Here is a 15563-nt window from a genome sequence, read left to right as displayed (position 1 = left end):
TGGCGCTCGTCGAATCGCTCGCGGTGGAGCCGTACAAGGCCCGGCACGTCGCCCAGGCCACCCACCGCCTCTCCCGCGACGCCGCCGCCTACGTCGACGAACAGCTCGCCCCAGGCTCGCCTCGTGCAGCTGGAAGGCGATCGAGACCGCCGTCGCCCACGCGATCGCCAAGTACCACCCCGAGCTCGAGGAGCGGAGAAGCCGGGAAGCAGTCCTGGCACGTCACGCTGCGCCACCCCGCCCCGAGCGAGTACGCCGGCACCTCCTGGCTCGACATCACCGGCGACACCCTCGACCTCACCGCCTTCCACGACCTCGTCTGCGACCACGCCGCCGCCTTGAAGGCACTCGGCGACACGACGAGCTGGAGGTCCGCAAGGCCAAGGCCTGGGCGTCATCGCGCCCAGCAGGCCCAGCTCGACCTCACCACGCTCTGGCTCCGACACCGAGGTGACGCCGCGGCCCGCGCCGCGACGCCGAAGACCCGGTTCTACCTCCACCTGAACCTGGCCGACCTCGCCACCCACGGCGCGGCACCCGGGGACCTGGCCGCGGGCACGGTCGAGCGGCTCGGCGCCGCCACCATCACCCATCAAGGAGTGGGTCGGCCACTCCCAGGTCACCGTCCAGCCGGTCCTCGACCTCGGCCGCACCGACGCGTCGACGGCACGAACCCCGCGTGGATGCGCGAGCTGGTCATCCTCCGCGACGGCCACTGCGTGTTCCCCTGGTGCCCACACGACGCCCGCTCAGCCGACCTCGACCACATCGACCCCTACGTCCCCATCGACGAGGGCGGACCACCCGGCCAAACCCATCCGGGCAACCTCGCCCCCTTGTGCCGGCGACATCACCGCGCCAAGACCAGCCGACGATGGCGCTACCGACGCCGACCCGACAGCACCTACGAATGGCACGGACCCCACGGCCGCGCCTACCTGGTCACACCCCACGGCACCATCCAGCTCACCAGCAACTGAGCTCCACCCGTGACGGGCCGGACCCGGCAGTCCCATGGACTGCCGGGCCACCGGCATGCCACCGGTGCGCTCATCCCTCGACCGGCGACCCGAACCTCGCGACGTGGTGCCACAGCTTCTTCAGGTCCTGCGGGTCTTCGCGCCCGCCGAGCGCGACCTCGCCGAGGATCGCGGCGTCCAGCACACCGTTGCGGGCGACGCGTCGACCGACCTCGACGATGCGTGGACCGCGGAACTCCGGGTGCGCGGCGAGGGTCTCCACGCGCAGCCGCCGGCCCTCGTGCCACTCGACTGGAGCTCCGAGCGACCCGGCCTGCTCCTCGATGGCCGTGCTGCGGAAACAGGGGTCGAGGACCAGGCACTCGACGTCCGTGGTGAGGTCGACCGTGCCGTGGACGTGTGCCTCGATGTAGTCGTCCAGGAGGCCGCCCTCGGTGGCCTCGACCTCGTCGGTGAGCTCGCGCGCGTCGAAGCACTCGACGAGCGGGAAGAGGTCGAAACGCGCCGCGGTGCCCATGGCGGTGGGCTCGAAGACGGAGTCGGGGAAGCAGAACGTGGTGCGGTCGAGGACGTGCTCGGCAAGCCGCAGGTGCGCCGAGCCGAATCGTGGGGCTCCCCCCACACAGCGGCGGCGATGGTTGAGGGCGCCGTACTTCGGTCGCTCCGAGGCCGGTGCGTCGTCGTAGGCGTTCCCGAACATGCGCTGCTCCCAGCGCCACCGTGCGCCGCCACGGTGCGCGGTGAGACCACCGTTGCTGGTGCCGGTCTCGAACTGTGACCGGTAGACGCCGTCCCGCGCGAGCCACTCCAGGACCGTGGCGCCCTCCCGAAGACGATCGGGGTGGAAGTTCAGCGTCACCCGCAGCGAGCGGTCGAGCTCACCGCCCGACGCCGCGCGCGTCACGTGCTGGGTCGCCCGCGCCGCCCAACCGCTCACCTCGACCGGCGGCGGCCGAAGGCGAAGTAGGCCAGCGGCACGACGCCGGCCGAGTTCACCACCGAGACCAGGACCTCCCAGGTCCGCTTCGAGCCCCGGACCTCGTCGGGCGTGCGACGGCGCAGGTCGAACAACGCGGCGATCCGCAGCGTCGCGTCGAACAGGCCTCCGAACACGATCAGCCTGCGGTTGCGTTCACTCAGGTCGCTCCATCGTGTCATCGTCACTTGACCTCCCTCGGGACCGAGCGCACGTCGACGCACGCCGACCACAAGTGTGGCCCGAGGACGCAGGACGCCCCGTCACCGGTGCGGTGGCGGGGCGTCCCGGAGGGTCGGCCGACGGGTCGGCTCAGCCCTTGCGCTTGTTGATCTCCTCGGTGGCGGCGGGGAGGACCGTGTGCAGGTCACCCACGACACCGAAGTCGACGAGCTCGAAGATCGGGGCCTCTTCGTCCTTGTTGACGGCCACGATGGTCTTCGAGGTCTGCATGCCGGCACGGTGCTGGATCGCACCGGAGATGCCGTTCGCGACGTAGAGCTGCGGCGACACGGTCTTGCCGGTCTGGCCGACCTGGAAGCTGTGCGGCATCCAGCCCGAGTCGACAGCGGCACGCGAGGCGCCGACGGCAGCGCCGAGCGCGTCCGCCAGGCCCTCGATCGGCTCGAAGTTGCCGCCCGTGCCCCGGCCACCGGAGACCACGATCGCGGCCTCGGTCAGCTCGGGACGACCCGTCGCCTTCCGCGGCTGCGAGGCCACGATCTGCGCCGTCTTGGCCGCGTCCGAGATGGTCGCCGCGAACTCCTCGACCGTGCCCGCACCCGCGGACTCCTCCGGTGTGGCGGAGTTCGGCTTCACCGTGATGATCGGGGTGCCCTTGGTGACCTTGCCGGTGAGCGTGTAGTTGCCGGCGAAGACGCTCTGCGTCGCCACGCCGCCCTCCTGCACGTCGACGGCGTCGGTGATCAGGCCCGACTCGAGCTTGATCGCGAGGCGGGCGCCGATCTCCTTGCCCTCCGCCGAGGAGGGGATCAGGATCGCCGCGGGCGACACCTTCTCGGCCACCTGCTGCAGCGCTTCGGCCTTGGGGGCCACCAGGTAGCCCTTGATCTGCGCGTCGTCGACGACGTAGACCTTCTCCGCGCCGTAGGCCTTGACCTTCTCGGCGACGTCGGCGGCCTTGCCGGCCTCGCCGATGAAGACCGCCGAGGGCTCACCGAGACGCTTGGCGATGGTCAGGAGCTCGTACGTCGGCTTGCGGACCGCGCCGTCGACGTGGTCGACGAGAACGAGAACTTCAGACATGTCTGATCAGCTCCTCAGATGAACTTCTTGGAGGCGAGGAACTCGGTCAGCGCCGTGGCGCCGGAGCCGTCCTCGTCCGTGACGATCTCGCCGGCCGTGCGCGGCGGGCGGGCGGTGGTCTCCTCGACCGCGGTCCACGCGGCGTCGAGGCCGACCTCGCTCGCGTCGACCCCGATGTCACTCAGCGACCAGGTCTCCATCGGCTTCTTCTTCGCCGCCATGATGCCCTTGAACGACGGATAGCGAGCCTCGCCCGACTGGTCGGTGACCGACAGGACCAGCGGCAGCGTGCCCCCGATGACCTCGGTCGCGGTGTCGCCGTCGCGCTTGATGCGGACCTGGTCCCCCTGCGCCTCGACCACGGAGGCCAGCGTGACCTGCGGCAGGCCCAGGCGCTCGGCCAGCATCGCCGGGACGACGCCGCCGGAGGCGTCGGTCGAGGCCATGCCGCACATGACGACGTCCGGCGACCCGGCCTTCTCGATCGCCTTCGCGAGCACCAGCGAGGTCGCGACGTAGTCGGAGCCCGCGATCGCCTCGTCGCTGACGTGGATGCCCTTGTCGGCGCCCATCTGCAGCGCCTTGCGCACCGCGTCCACGGCCTTCTCCGGACCGATGGTCAGCGCGGTGACCTCGGTGTCCTCGCCGAGCTTCTCCTTCAGCTGCAGCGCCTGCTCCACGGCGTACTCGTCCAGCTCGGAGAGCAGGCCGTCGACGCCGACACGATCGACGGTGTTGTCCGACTCGAACTGCCGGTCGGCAGTGGCGTCGGGTACGTACTTCACACAGACAACAATGTTCATGGTGGTGTGGCCGTTACGGCCCCTCCTGTGCACTCGGTGTGTGTGGCGAGGTTACTAGCGAGTCACCCACCGCGGAACGGGATGTCCCGGTGGGGTCAGTCACAGCGTCGACTGGGTCACATCGGGTGATCAGGGACGCACGATGCGGTCGAGGATCCGACCCACGACGAGCCACGCGATCGCCCCGATGCCCCAGTTGAACAACGCGTTCTTGGTCTCGGCGTTCTTGCCCGTGAACTCCTTGATGCCGTTCTGCCGGGAGAAGATCCCCAAGTCCAGCTTGTCGGCCATGTCGAGGACGAACTTCACCAGGCTGTTGCTCTGGTTGGCGTCGAGCGCGACGAGCAGCGCCCCCACGGCGAGGAACAGCGCGGCCAGCGCGCAGACAAGCCACAACGCACGGGCCACCTGGACGCGGATCTTCGTGGACGCCGCCTTCGCGGTCGCCATCTTCGTGGACGTGGTCTCCACCTCGGCTCTGCGCTTCATCAACGCCCCTCGAACTCTGCCTTGCCGGGACCGTTCTCGACGAAGGATCGCATACCCGCCGCCCCGTCGGCGGTGCCGAACAGCGCCGCGAACTGCTGGCGCTCCAGCTCGAGGCCGGCGGTGAGGTCGCCCTCGAGGCCGCGGTCGACGCACTCCTTGGCCGCCCGCAGCGCGAGCGCCGCCGCGCCGGCGAACTGGCGCGCCCAGGCGACGGCCTCGTCGTAGACCGACCCGGCGGGGAACAACCGGTCGACCAGCCCGATGGCCAGCGCCTCGTCGGCCTGCACGAACCGGCCGGTGAAGATGATGTCCTTAGCCCGGGCCGGACCGACCAGCCGGGCCAGCCGCTGGGTGCCACCGGCCCCGGGGATGATCCCGAGCAGCACCTCCGGCTGCCCGAGCACCGCGTTGTCCGCCGCGAACCGCACGTCGGCGGCCAGCGCGAGCTCGCACCCGCCGCCGAGGGCGTAGCCGGTCACGGCTGCGACCACCGGCTTGGGGATCCGGGCGACGGCGGTCACCGACGACTGCAGGGGTCCCGAGCGCTTGACCATGTCGACGTACGACATGTCGGCCATCTCCTTGACGTCGTTGCCGGCCGCGAAGACCCGCTCGCCGCCATACAGCACGACCGCCTTCACGTCGTCGCGCTCGGTCGCCTCAGCGGCCGCGGCCCGGATCTCCTCCTGGACCTGGACGCTGATCGCGTTCATCTTCGGCCGGTCCAGCCGGATGGTTCCCACACCCTCGGCGACCTCGAGCCGCACGTACTCACCCATCGGGCGTTTCACCTCTCGTCGGTTCGAGGTCGCGCTCGGTCGCGACCCCACGGGCATTATTCACAGGAAGTCATTCCCGGGTTGACCCGCGGGTAACCCAACTGCATCGTGGACAATGGCGCAGGTGACACCGGGAATGTGGAGCCACCTCGGCCAGCGGGCGAGGGTGTGGCCAGGGCGCAACTATCCGCTCGGGTCCTCCTGGACCCAGGAGTCGACGAACTTCGCGGTGTACGCGCCCGCCGGCACGCAGGCGTGGGTCTGCCTCTTCGACGAGGACGGCGTGGAGACGCGGCACGCGCTGACGGAGTTCTCCCTCGGCATCTGGCACGGCGCGCTCCCGGGGGTCTCCCCCGGCACCCGCTACGGCTACCGGGTCGCCGGGCCGTGGCGGCCCGAGGAGGGGCTGCGGTTCAACCCGCACAAGCTCCTGCTCGACCCCTACGGGCAGGCCGTGTCCGGCACCTTCACGCCCAGCCCGGCGGTGTTCGGCTACGTCCAGGGCAGCCCGTCGGAGCGCAACCTGGAGGACTCCGCGCCGTACGTCCCCCGCAGCGTGGTGGTCAACGACGCCTTCGACTGGGGCGACGACCCGCCGATGCGACGCCGCTGGCGCGACACCGTGATCTACGAGATGCACGTCAAGGGCATGACCGCCCTCCACGACCGCGTGCCCGAGCACCTGCGCGGGACGTACGCCGGCCTCGCGACCCCCGCGGTCACCGACTACCTGCGCGACCTCGGCGTGACCGCGGTCGAGCTGCTGCCCGTCCACCAGTTCGTCTCCGAGACGGCCCTGGTCGCGCGCGGCACCTCGAACTACTGGGGCTACAACTCGATCGGCTACTTCGCCCCGCACAACGGCTACTCCTCCTCCGGTGACCGCGGTGGCCAGGTCACGGAGTTCAAGCAGATGGTCAAGGCGTTCCACGAGGCCGGGCTCGAGGTGCTGCTCGACGTCGTCTACAACCACACCGCCGAGGCCGGCGCCGAGGGCCCGACGCTCTCCTTCCGTGGGCTCGACGACCGCGGCTTCTACCGGCGGGTGCACCCCACCCGTGACGCGCTGACCTCGGTGCTGGCCTTCGACGACACCTACTGGGACGTCACCGGTTGCGGCAACACCGTCGACTCCACCAACCCGCTGGCGCTGCGGATGATCCTGGACTCGCTGCGCTACTGGGTCACCGAGATGCACGTGGACGGGTTCCGCTTCGACCTGATGTCGGCGCTGACCCGCACCGGCTACGACATCGACATGCACTCCGCGCTCCTGGTCGCCATCGGCCAGGACCCGATCCTGCGGCACGTGAAGCTCGTCGCCGAGGCCTGGGACGCCTCGATGGACGGCTACCTCGTCGGGCGGATGCCACCTCCGTGGGTGGAGTGGAACGACCAGTACCGCGACACCATCCGCGACTTCTGGCGCGGCCACTCCTCGGGGATCCGGACGGTCGCCACCAGGCTGGCCGGCTCGTCGGACCTGTACGCCGACGACGGGCGCTCGGCGTACAACTCGGTCAACTTCGTGACCGCGCACGACGGCTTCACGCTGCGCGACCTGGTGTCCTACGACCGCAAGCACAACGAGGCCAACGGCGAGGACAACCGCGACGGCACCGACAACAACCGGTCCTGGAACCACGGCGTCGAGGGCGAGACCGACGACGAGGGTGTCGCCGCGCTGCGCCGCCGCCAGGCCGCGAACCTGATGGCGACCCTGTGCCTGTCCAACGGCGTCCCGATGATCACCGCGGGCGACGAGCGCGGGCGCACCCAGCGCGGCAACAACAACGCCTACAGCCAGGACAACGAGGTCTCCTGGATCGACTGGAGCCCCGACGACGCGTGGCTGGACGTCTACGACGTGACCAAGACCGCGCTCCGGCTCCGCCGCGAGCACCCGGCCCTGCGCCAGCGACACTGGTTCGAGGGGCGGCCGGCGATCCGCGGCGGCCCGAAGGACCTCGCCTGGCTGCACCCGTCCGGCCGCGAGATGACCGGCGACGACTGGCACGACGAGAGCCTCGCGGTGGTCGCGATGTTCGTGTCCGGAGCGCCGCTGCGCTCCCCCGGCCCGCACGGCGAGCAGCAGGTGGACAAGTCGTTCCTGATCTACCTCAACTCCGGCGCCCGGCCCGCGACGATCGAGATCCCCGAGCAGAGCTGGGTGCAGGCGGGTGAGGTCGTCCTCTCGACCGACTTCAAGCTGCCCGTCGGCACTCCGGTCAAGGTCGGCGACCGGTTCTCGCTCGGCTCACGAAGCGTGCTGGTGCTGCGCCAGACCTGACGGGGCCCGAGCTAGCCTCCCAGCCACTCGAAGCAGTGCTCGGGCCGTCCGGTGGTCCCGTAGCGCAGGGTCAGCCGCACGTGGCCGTCGCGGGCGAGGTCGGAGAGGTAGCGCTGCGCCGTGGCGCGCGAGACCCCGGTCGCCTCGGCGACGTCCACCGCGGTGACGGCGTCGGGGGCCGCACGCAGCACCTCGACGATCGCCTCCGACGTGACCGGTGAGCGCCCCTTGCGTGCGGTGGCCACCGGGGAGTCGGCCATCCGCAGCGCCTGCAGGGCGCGGTCGACGCCGGTCTGGTCGAGGTGGGCGCCCGCGCCCAGCAGGTTCCAGAAGCGGGCGAACGCGACCAGGCGCTCGATCAGCACGGACGGCGGGAACGGCTTGAGCACGTAGTTCACCGCGCCTGCCGCCAGGGCCTGGCGTACGACCTGGGAGTCCTCGGCGGCGCTGACCATCAGCACGGCCGAGCCCAGGCTGCGCAGGATCTCCGAGCCGTTGGTGTCGGGGAGGTACTCGTCGAGCAGCACCAGGTCCGGGCCCAGGTCGGCGGCCATCCGCAGCGCGTCCGCGGCGGTGTGCGCCGTCCCCACCACCGCGAAGCCGTCGGTGGCCTCGACGTACGACGCGTGCAGGCGCGCCACCCGGAAGTCGTCGTCGACGACCAGCACCCGGATCGGCTCTGTGGTCACGTCAGGTTCCTCTCTCGAGCGGTCAGGGCCGCGGCCAGCCGGGCCTCGAAGGCCGCGCCGTGCCCGGCGGACCCCGGGTCGACCAGCCGGACGTCACCCCCGTGCGCGCGGGCCGTGTGGCGGGCCAGCGCCAGCCCGATCCCGTGCCCGGGGACGTCGGCGTCCCGGGTGGTGAAGCCGTGGTCGAAGACCTGCCCGACGTGGTCCGCCGGCACCCCGTCGCCGCTGTCGACGACGTGCACCACGAGGTCCGCGCCGTCACCGAGCAGGGTCACCTCGACCGTGCGCGGCTCACGGGCCCCCTCGGCCGCCGCGCGGATCCCGTTGTCGAGCAGGTTCGCCACCACGGTCACCGAGTCGAGCGGGTGGGCCAGCCGGTCCTCCAGCCAGGTCGTCTCGGAGACCACGAGGGACACCCCTGCCTCGGAGGCGGCAGCCGCCTTGGCCGCGAGCAGTCCGGCCAGGTAGGGGTCGTCCACCCCCGAGACCCAGGTGCTGGACTCGCTGAGGCCCGAGAGGTACTCCTCGGCCTCGGCGACGTCCCCGTGGTGGAGCAGGCCGGTGAGCGTGTGCAGCCGGTTGCTGTGCTCGTGGGCCTGAGCGCGCAGCGCGTCGGTCAGCGCCCGGGTGGCCTCCAGCTCGCGGGCGAGGTCGTCGAGGTCGGTGCGGTCACGCAGCGTGAGCACGGTGCCGAGATCGCGGCTGCCGCGGCGTACGGCGAGCCGGGTGACGAGGACGACCCGGCCGCCCAGCACCCGCAGGGCACCGGCCGGTGCCGGGTCCTCGGCGAAGAGCGCCAGCGCGTCGGGACCGACGCCGGTCTCCTCGAGCGGGACGCCGCGCGGCAGGTCGCTGCCCAGCAGCCGGGCGGCCTCGGCATTGCTCACCGTGACCCGGCCGCGTGGGTCCACCGCGACCAGCCCGTCGCGCACCCCGCCCAGCACGGCCGCGTGCTCGCGGACCAGGTCGGCCATCTCCTCGGGCTCCAGGCCCAGGGTCGTGCGTCGCAGCCGGCGCGCCAGCCACACGGCGCCGGCCAGCCCGACGGCGAGCGGCCCCAGGGCGACCAGGCCGAGCAGCACCACCAGCTTGTGCGTCTCGCGCTCCAGCTGCGAGATCGCGATGCCGACGCTGACCTCCCCCACGACCCGGCCGTCGGCGTCACGCAGCGGGACCTTCCCACGCGCGGAGTAGCCCAGCGTGCCCCGCTCGATGGTGACCACGTCGTGGCCCGCGAGCGCCTCGTCAGGGCTGGTGCTCACCGGTTGTCCGACGTTGGCCGCCGTGGGGTGGCTGTAGCGGATCCCCCGGTCGTCGGTCACCACGACGTACAGCGCGCCGGTCTCGCGGCGCACCCGCTCGGCCGCCTGCTGCACCGGCCCCCGCGGGTCCGGACGGCCGGAGACGACGTCGGCGGCCAGCGTCGGGGACGAGGCCACGCTGCGGGCGATCGCGAGCGCCCGCTGCTCGTACTGCTTCTCGAGGTCGTTGCGCAGCACCGCCGTCGACGCGATCAGCGAGCCGAGGACGACCAGCACCAGCAGCAGGGCGAGCGCGACCACCGCCTGGGTGCTGAGCGCGAGCCTCGGCAGGCGAAGCGGCGCTCGGAGGGGGGTGCGCACCCCGTCACCCTAGGGCCCGCGACGGCTCATGAGCACAACGCACACAACGCCACTTGTGCGGGGATCGACGACAACTCTCGCAAGGCTGGTGACGGTCGTCACGCGCTCCTACGGTCCTGCCCCATGACCCAGATCACATCCGGCGCCGGCCCCACAGCGATATCGCTGCGCGGGGCCACCAAGCGCTTCCCGACCCGCAGCGGCGAGCCGTTCACGGCGCTCCGCGACGTGGACCTCGACGTGGCCCCGGGCGAGTTCGTCTCGATCGTCGGCCCCACCGGCTGCGGCAAGTCCACCACCCTCTCCCTGGTCTCCGGCCTCGAGCCCGCCTCCGCCGGGACCGTCGCGGTGCACGGCGCCCCGGTCACCGCCATCCCGGACGGCGTCGGCTACATGTTCCAGGCCGACGCCGTGCTGCCCTGGAAGAACGTGCTCGACAACGTCGCGCTCGGACTGCGCTACCGGGGCGCCGGCAAGGCCGAGGCCCACGCCCGGGCTCGCGACTGGATCACCCGCGTCGGGCTGGCGGGCTTCGAGGACCGCTACCCCCACCAGCTCTCCGGCGGCATGCGCAAGCGGGTGGCGATGGCGCAGACGCTGATCACCGAGCCCTCGCTGCTCCTGCTCGACGAGCCGTTCGGCGCGCTGGACGTGCAGACGCGCGAGCTGATGCAGGACGAGCTGCTCCGGCTCTGGTCCGGCACCGGCGCGGCCTGCGTCTTCGTCACCCACGACCTCACCGAGGCGATCACGCTCGCCGACCGCGTCGTCGTGATGACCGCCGGCCCGGCCACGGTCAAGGACGTGGTCGACATCGACCTGCCGCGTCCGCGCCGCGTCGAGGAGATCCGGCTGACCCCCGAGTTCATCGACCTCTACAAGCGGGTGTGGGACAGCCTCCGCGAGGAAGTCGAGATCACCAGGACGAGAGGAGCCTCCCGTGTCGCTTGACATCCAGGTCGAGACCAAGGCGGACACCCGCCCGACCGCACCCACCCCGCGCTCGCCGCGCCGCCGTCGTACGTCGCGCCGCACGCTGCTCACCCACGCCGTCCGGGTCGCCCTGATCGTGGCGTGGCTCGGCTCGTGGGAGCTCGCCGCGCGCACGGTGATCGACCCCTTCTACTACTCGATGCCCAGCCAGATCTGGGACAAGCTCGTCATCTGGTTCACCGAGGGCAGCTCGCAGGGCTCCATCTGGGGCACCATCGCGGTCACCCTCGAGGAGGCGGTGCTCGGCTTCGCGCTCGGCACGCTGGCCGGCGTCCTCCTCGGCGTCGTGCTCGGGCGCGCCCGCTTCGTCGCCGACGTGCTGGCGCCCTTCATCAAGGGTGCCAACGCGATCCCGCGCATCGTGCTGGCCTCGCTGTTCGTCATCTGGTTCGGCCTCGGGATGTCCTCCAAGGTCGCCACGGCGTTCGTGCTCGTCTTCTTCGCGGTCTTCTTCAACGCCTTCCAGGGCGCCCGCGAGGTCGACAAGGTGCTCGTCGACAACGCCCGCATCCTCGGGGCGGGCCGCTGGGCCCTGATGCGCTCGGTGATCCTGCCCAGCGCGACCTCGTGGATCCTCGCGAGCATGCACGTGGCGTTCGGCTTCGCGCTGATCGGCGCGATCGTCGGTGAGTACACCGGCGCCGACAAGGGCCTCGGGCTGCTCATCAACCACTCGCAGGGAAACTTCGACGCCGCCGGCATCTACGCCGGGATGCTCATCACCACCGTCCTCGCCCTCGTCGCGGAGTGGCTCATCACCCAGCTCGAGGTGCGGCTCACCTCGTGGCGGCCGCCCGCCAGCGGCCAGGCCTCCGGCCTCTAGACCCCTCTCTCACCCACCCATCCACCGGGCCCTGCCCGGGAAGGAGCACTGCAGCATGCCCATTCCCACCCGCAACCGCCGACGGATCGTCGTCGCCCTCACGGCCGTCCTCGCGGTGGCCCCGCTCGCCGGCTGCCGCAGCAGCGACGCCAGCGCCGAGAACGGCGACGCCGCCAGCGGCCGCCCGCAGGTCACGATCATGGTCGGTGGCATCGACAAGGTGATCTACCTGCCCGCCATGCTCACCCAGCAGCTCGGCTACTTCGACGACGAGGGCGTGGACGTCAAGCTGCTCACCGAGCCGTCGGGCGCCAGCGCCGAGAACGTCCTCGTCGCCGGCCAGGTCCAGGGCGTGGTCGGGTTCTACGACCACACCATCACCCTCCAGGCCCAGGGCAAGTGCATCGAGAGCGTCGTACAGCTGGCGAAGGTGCCCGGCGAGGCCGAGGTCGTCTCGACCGCGGCCGCGAAGTCGATCACCGGCGCCGGCGACTTCTCGGGCAAGAAGCTCGGGGTCACCTCCCCCGGCTCGTCGACCGACTACCTCACGCAGTACCTCTCGGCCAAGAACGGCATCGACACCTCCGACTACACCACCGTGACCGCCGGCGCCGGCTCGACGTTCCTCGCGGCCCTGGACAACGGCGGCATCGACGCCGGGATGACCACCGACCCGACGATCGCCACCGTGGTCTCCAAGGGCCTGGGCAAGGTGCTCATCGACATGCGCACCGAGGAGGGGACCAAGAAGGCGCTCGGCGGCCTCTACCCGGCCGCATCGATGTACATGGACTGCGCGTACGTCGACCAGAACCCCGAGACGGTGCAGAAGCTGGTCAACGCGTTCGCCCACACGATGCAGTGGATCAGCCAGCACGACGCGGCCGACATCGCCGCCAAGATGCCGACCGACTACAACGGCGGCGACCCCGCACTCTACGAGCAGTCCATCAAGGACTCCTCGCCGATGTTCACCACCGACGGCCGGATGCCCGAGGGCGGGCCCGAGACCGTGCTCGACGTGCTGGGGACGTTCAGCGACACGGTGAAGGCCAAGAAGGACGACATCGACCTGTCGAAGACCTACACCACGACGTTCGTGGACAACGTGAGCTGACGCCTCGCAGACAGAGGAAGAGGCCGGCGACCCCGAGGGGTCGCCGGCCTCTTCCGTTGCTCGCCGCCACGATCACGGCAGGGCGATCACACCCAGCTCGGCGGGCGAGGTGAGCAGGTCGTTGCGCGGGATCACGCGGACCGTGTAGCCGAAGGAGCCGCTGTGATCGAGGACGACGTCGCCGTCGAACCGGTGCCGGCCACCCTCGTAGCTCTCGGCCAGGTGCAGCGAGTCGACGATGCTCTCGGTGAGCTCGTCCTCGCTGTTGGTCCGGCCGTGGACCAGCTGCACGTCGACGTCCTGGGGCGAGAGGTCGCCCAGGGCCACGAACGCGCGGCGCTCATGACGTCGCCGACCTCGGGAGCGTCGGTGACGCCGCTGCTCTCGACGTGCTCGACGTGGACGCCGGACCAGCCCGTGCGGACCTTCTTCTTCCAGGCGGCCAGCTCGGCGGCGCCCTGGTAGTCGGAGTTCAGCCGGCGGGCGTTGCCCGCGGACGGGGTGTAGAGCTGGCGCACGTAGTCACGCACCATGCGGGTCGCGAGGACCTTCGGGCCCAGCGACTTCAGCGTGTGGCGGACCATCTCCAGCCAGCGGGTCGGCACGCCCTCGGCGTCGACGTCGTAGAACCGCGGCGCGATCTCGTTCTCGATGAGGTCGTAGAGCGCGTTGGACTCGAGGTCGTCACGGTGGTCGGGGTCGTCGACACCGTCGGCGGACGGGATCGCCCAGCCGTTGTTGCCGTCGTACCACTCGTCCCACCAGCCGTCGAGGATGGAGAGGTTCAGGCCGCCGTTGAGCGCGGCCTTCATGCCCGACGTGCCGCAGGCCTCGTACGGGCGCAGCGGGTTGTTGAGCCACACGTCGCAGCCGGGGTAGAGCGGCTGCGCCATCGCGATGTCGTAGTTGGGCAGGAAGACGATGCGGTGCCGGACCTCCGGGTCGTCGGCGAAGCGCACCATCTCCTGGATCAGCTTCTTGCCGCCGTCGTCGGCCGGGTGGGACTTGCCGGCGATCACCAGCTGCACGGGCGCTCGGGGTCGAGCAGCAGCTTCTTGAGGCGGTCGGGGTGGCGCAGCATCAGCGTGAGCCGCTTGTACGACGGCACCCGGCGCGCGAACCCGATCGTCAGCACGTCGGGGTCGAGGGCGGAGTCGATCCACTTGAGCTCGGCCCTGGCGGCGCCGCGCTTCTCCCACGACCGGGCCAGGCGCCGGCGGGCGTCCTCGACCAGCCGCTCACGCAGCTGGCGCTTGACCGACCAGATGTCGGCGCCCGGGATCTTGTCGACCGTGGCCAGGAAGCCGTCGGGGTCGTCGCTCTCGCGGTCCGCGCCGTGCGCGACGGCGAGGTCGATGACCTCACGCGCCACCCAGGTCGGGGCGTGCACGCCGTTGGTGATCGACCCGATCGGCACCTCGGCCTCGTCGAAGGCCGGCCACAGGCCGTTGAACATGCCCCGGCTGACGTGGCCGTGCAGCAGGGAGACGCCGTTGGCGCGCTGGGAGAGCCGGAAGCCCATGACCGCCATGTTGAACACCGAGCCGTCGCCACCGTGGTAGTCCTCGGTGCCGAGGGAGAGGATCCGCTCGACCGGGACGCCCGGCGTGGCGCCGGCCTCGCTGAAGTACTGCTCCACCAGCGTGCGCGGGAAGCGGTCGATGCCGGCGGGCACCGGGGTGTGGGTGGTGAAGACGGTGGACGCGCGGCTGACCTCGAGCGCGGTGTCGAAGTCGAGCTTCGGGCCACCCTCCTCGACGGTGAGCTCGCGGATCCGCTCGAGGCCGAGGAACCCGGCGTGGCCCTCGTTGGTGTGGAAGACCTCCGGCGCGGGGGCACCGGTGATGCGGGCGTGGACACGCAGCGCGCGCACGCCGCCGACGCCGAGCAGCAGCTCCTGGCGCAGGCGGTGCTCGCTGTTGCCGCCGTAGAGGCGGTCGGTCACGTCGCGGTAGTGCTCGGGGTTGCCCTCGACGTCGGAGTCGAGCAGCAGCAGCGGCACCCGGCCGACGCTGGCGACCCAGATCCGCGCCACCAGGTCGGGGCCCTCGGGGAGCGAGATCGAGATCTGCGCCGGGGACCCGTCCTGCTCGCGCAGCAGCGAGATGGGCAGGCCGTCGGGGTCGAGGACGGGGTAGGTCTCGAGCTGCCAGCCCTCGCGGGACAGGGCCTGCTCGAAGTAGCCGTGGCGGTAGAGGAGGCCGACGCCGGTGATCGGCACGCCCAGGTCGCTGGCGGCCTTGAGGTGGTCGCCGGCGAGGATGCCCAGGCCGCCGGAGTACTGCGGGAGGACGGCGGTGATGCCGAACTCCGGGGAGAAGTAGGCGATCGCCCGCGGCCCCTCCGCCGCCTCACGGCGCTGGAACCAGCGCTCACCGGTGAGGTAGCGCTCGAGGTCGGCCCGGGCCTCGGCGAGCCTCTCGAGGAAGCCCGCGTCGGCGGCCAGCTCCTCGAGCCTGGCCCGGCCGACGGCGCCCAGGAGGGTCACCGGGTCGCGACCCGTGGACTCCCAGAGGACAGGGTCGACGGCAGCGAAGACGTCCTGCGTCTCCGGGTGCCAGGACCACCTGAGGTTGCCGGCCAGGTCCCCCAGGGCGGCCAGGGCCGGAGGGAGGACGGGACGGACCGTGAATCGTCGAATCGCACGCACGAGAGGACGGTAGCGCGAATGCTTGGAACGATCCAAGCCTTGACAGAACCGTGACCTGCGGCGGTCACGCATAACCAACGCTCAGA

At 71.2% G+C, this 15563-nt stretch carries 13 protein-coding genes and 1 pseudogene; 5 read left to right on the top strand and 9 right to left on the bottom strand.

Annotated elements, in window-relative coordinates; translation table 11 throughout:
* The first annotated feature begins 23 nt into the window (after nt 1-23).
* The gene (locus H0S67_RS09075) at nt 24-980 is read left to right on the top strand and encodes an HNH endonuclease signature motif containing protein (RefSeq protein ID WP_180936321.1); all 957 of its coding nucleotides are present in this window, start codon (nt 24-26) and stop codon (nt 978-980) included.
* A gap of 70 nt (nt 981-1050) precedes the next feature.
* Here the strand turns inward: H0S67_RS09075 and H0S67_RS09070 are convergent, their stop codons facing one another.
* The 6 genes from H0S67_RS09070 to H0S67_RS09045 form a co-directional block, all read right to left on the bottom strand.
* Nucleotides 1051-1917, bottom strand: a complete 867-nt coding sequence (locus tag H0S67_RS09070; RefSeq protein WP_246355238.1) for a DUF3626 domain-containing protein — start codon at nt 1915-1917, stop codon at nt 1051-1053.
* On the bottom strand, nt 1914-2138 hold the full coding sequence (locus H0S67_RS09065; RefSeq protein WP_180936320.1) for a hypothetical protein: 225 nt from the start codon (nt 2136-2138) through the stop codon (nt 1914-1916). Before H0S67_RS09065 ends, H0S67_RS09070 begins: the two co-directional genes overlap by 4 nt.
* Nucleotides 2139-2268: 130 nt before the next feature.
* Complete coding sequence (locus H0S67_RS09060) at nt 2269-3222, bottom strand: electron transfer flavoprotein subunit alpha/FixB family protein (protein WP_180936319.1); 954 nt, start codon at nt 3220-3222, stop codon at nt 2269-2271.
* A 14-nt stretch (nt 3223-3236) separates the two neighbouring features.
* Nucleotides 3237-4007: an electron transfer flavoprotein subunit beta/FixA family protein gene (locus tag H0S67_RS09055; RefSeq protein ID WP_246355237.1), complete on the bottom strand. Its 771-nt coding sequence runs from the start codon at nt 4005-4007 to the stop codon at nt 3237-3239.
* A 147-nt stretch (nt 4008-4154) separates the two neighbouring features.
* Entirely contained in the window at nt 4155-4514 is a 360-nt protein-coding gene (locus H0S67_RS09050; RefSeq protein WP_246355236.1) for a hypothetical protein, read from the bottom strand.
* Nucleotides 4514-5293 (bottom strand): enoyl-CoA hydratase/isomerase family protein, encoded by a 780-nt coding sequence (locus H0S67_RS09045; protein ID WP_180936317.1) that lies wholly within the window; start codon nt 5291-5293, stop codon nt 4514-4516. Before H0S67_RS09045 ends, H0S67_RS09050 begins: the two co-directional genes overlap by 1 nt.
* A gap of 124 nt (nt 5294-5417) precedes the next feature.
* Here H0S67_RS09045 and glgX point away from each other — a divergent pair, with 124 nt between their 5' ends.
* Entirely contained in the window at nt 5418-7583 is a 2166-nt protein-coding gene (glgX, locus tag H0S67_RS09040) for a glycogen debranching protein GlgX (protein ID WP_180936316.1), read from the top strand.
* 11 nt (nt 7584-7594) lie between these two features.
* On the opposite strand, the gene H0S67_RS09035 is transcribed toward glgX, so the two are convergent.
* Nucleotides 7595-8272: a response regulator gene (locus tag H0S67_RS09035; protein ID WP_219635588.1), complete on the bottom strand. Its 678-nt coding sequence runs from the start codon at nt 8270-8272 to the stop codon at nt 7595-7597.
* Nucleotides 8269-9894: an ATP-binding protein gene (locus H0S67_RS09030; protein WP_180936315.1), complete on the bottom strand. Its 1626-nt coding sequence runs from the start codon at nt 9892-9894 to the stop codon at nt 8269-8271. Before H0S67_RS09030 ends, H0S67_RS09035 begins: the two co-directional genes overlap by 4 nt.
* A 123-nt stretch (nt 9895-10017) precedes the next feature.
* Here H0S67_RS09030 and H0S67_RS09025 point away from each other — a divergent pair, with 123 nt between their 5' ends.
* The 3 genes from H0S67_RS09025 to H0S67_RS09015 are packed head-to-tail and all read left to right on the top strand — an operon-like array spanning nt 10018 to nt 12827.
* The gene (locus H0S67_RS09025; RefSeq protein WP_180936314.1) at nt 10018-10845 is read left to right on the top strand and encodes an ABC transporter ATP-binding protein; all 828 of its coding nucleotides are present in this window, start codon (nt 10018-10020) and stop codon (nt 10843-10845) included.
* Entirely contained in the window at nt 10835-11710 is an 876-nt protein-coding gene (locus tag H0S67_RS09020) for an ABC transporter permease (RefSeq protein ID WP_219635587.1), read from the top strand. Before H0S67_RS09025 ends, H0S67_RS09020 begins: the two co-directional genes overlap by 11 nt.
* 55 nt (nt 11711-11765) lie before the next feature.
* Nucleotides 11766-12827: an ABC transporter substrate-binding protein gene (locus H0S67_RS09015; protein WP_180936313.1), complete on the top strand. Its 1062-nt coding sequence runs from the start codon at nt 11766-11768 to the stop codon at nt 12825-12827.
* 131 nt (nt 12828-12958) lie between these two features.
* On the opposite strand, the pseudogene glgP reads toward H0S67_RS09015, so the two are convergent.
* Nucleotides 12959-15549, bottom strand: a pseudogene (gene glgP, locus H0S67_RS09010) (alpha-glucan family phosphorylase).
* Nucleotides 15550-15563: the final 14 nt, after the last annotated feature.

It is taken from the genome of Nocardioides ungokensis, assembly GCF_013466985.1.
GTDB classification, from domain to species: Bacteria; Actinomycetota; Actinomycetes; order Propionibacteriales; family Nocardioidaceae; genus Nocardioides; species Nocardioides ungokensis.
This window is presented reverse-complemented; position numbering and strand designations above follow the sequence as displayed.

Bases quoted from the DNA above. Each gene is read 5' to 3' on its own strand.
- H0S67_RS09050 (WP_246355236.1), bottom strand. From the start codon at position 4,514: ATGAAGCGCAGAGCCGAGGTGGAGACCACGTCCACGAAGATGGCGACC.
- H0S67_RS09045 (WP_180936317.1), bottom strand. From the start codon at position 5,293: ATGGGTGAGTACGTGCGGCTCGAGGTCGCCGAGGGTGTGGGAACCATC.
- H0S67_RS09025 (WP_180936314.1), top strand. From the start codon at position 10,018: ATGACCCAGATCACATCCGGCGCCGGCCCCACAGCGATATCGCTGCGC.
- H0S67_RS09060 (WP_180936319.1), bottom strand. From the start codon at position 3,222: ATGTCTGAAGTTCTCGTTCTCGTCGACCACGTCGACGGCGCGGTCCGC.
- H0S67_RS09015 (WP_180936313.1), top strand. From the start codon at position 11,766: ATGCCCATTCCCACCCGCAACCGCCGACGGATCGTCGTCGCCCTCACG.
- H0S67_RS09065 (WP_180936320.1), bottom strand. From the start codon at position 2,138: ATGACACGATGGAGCGACCTGAGTGAACGCAACCGCAGGCTGATCGTG.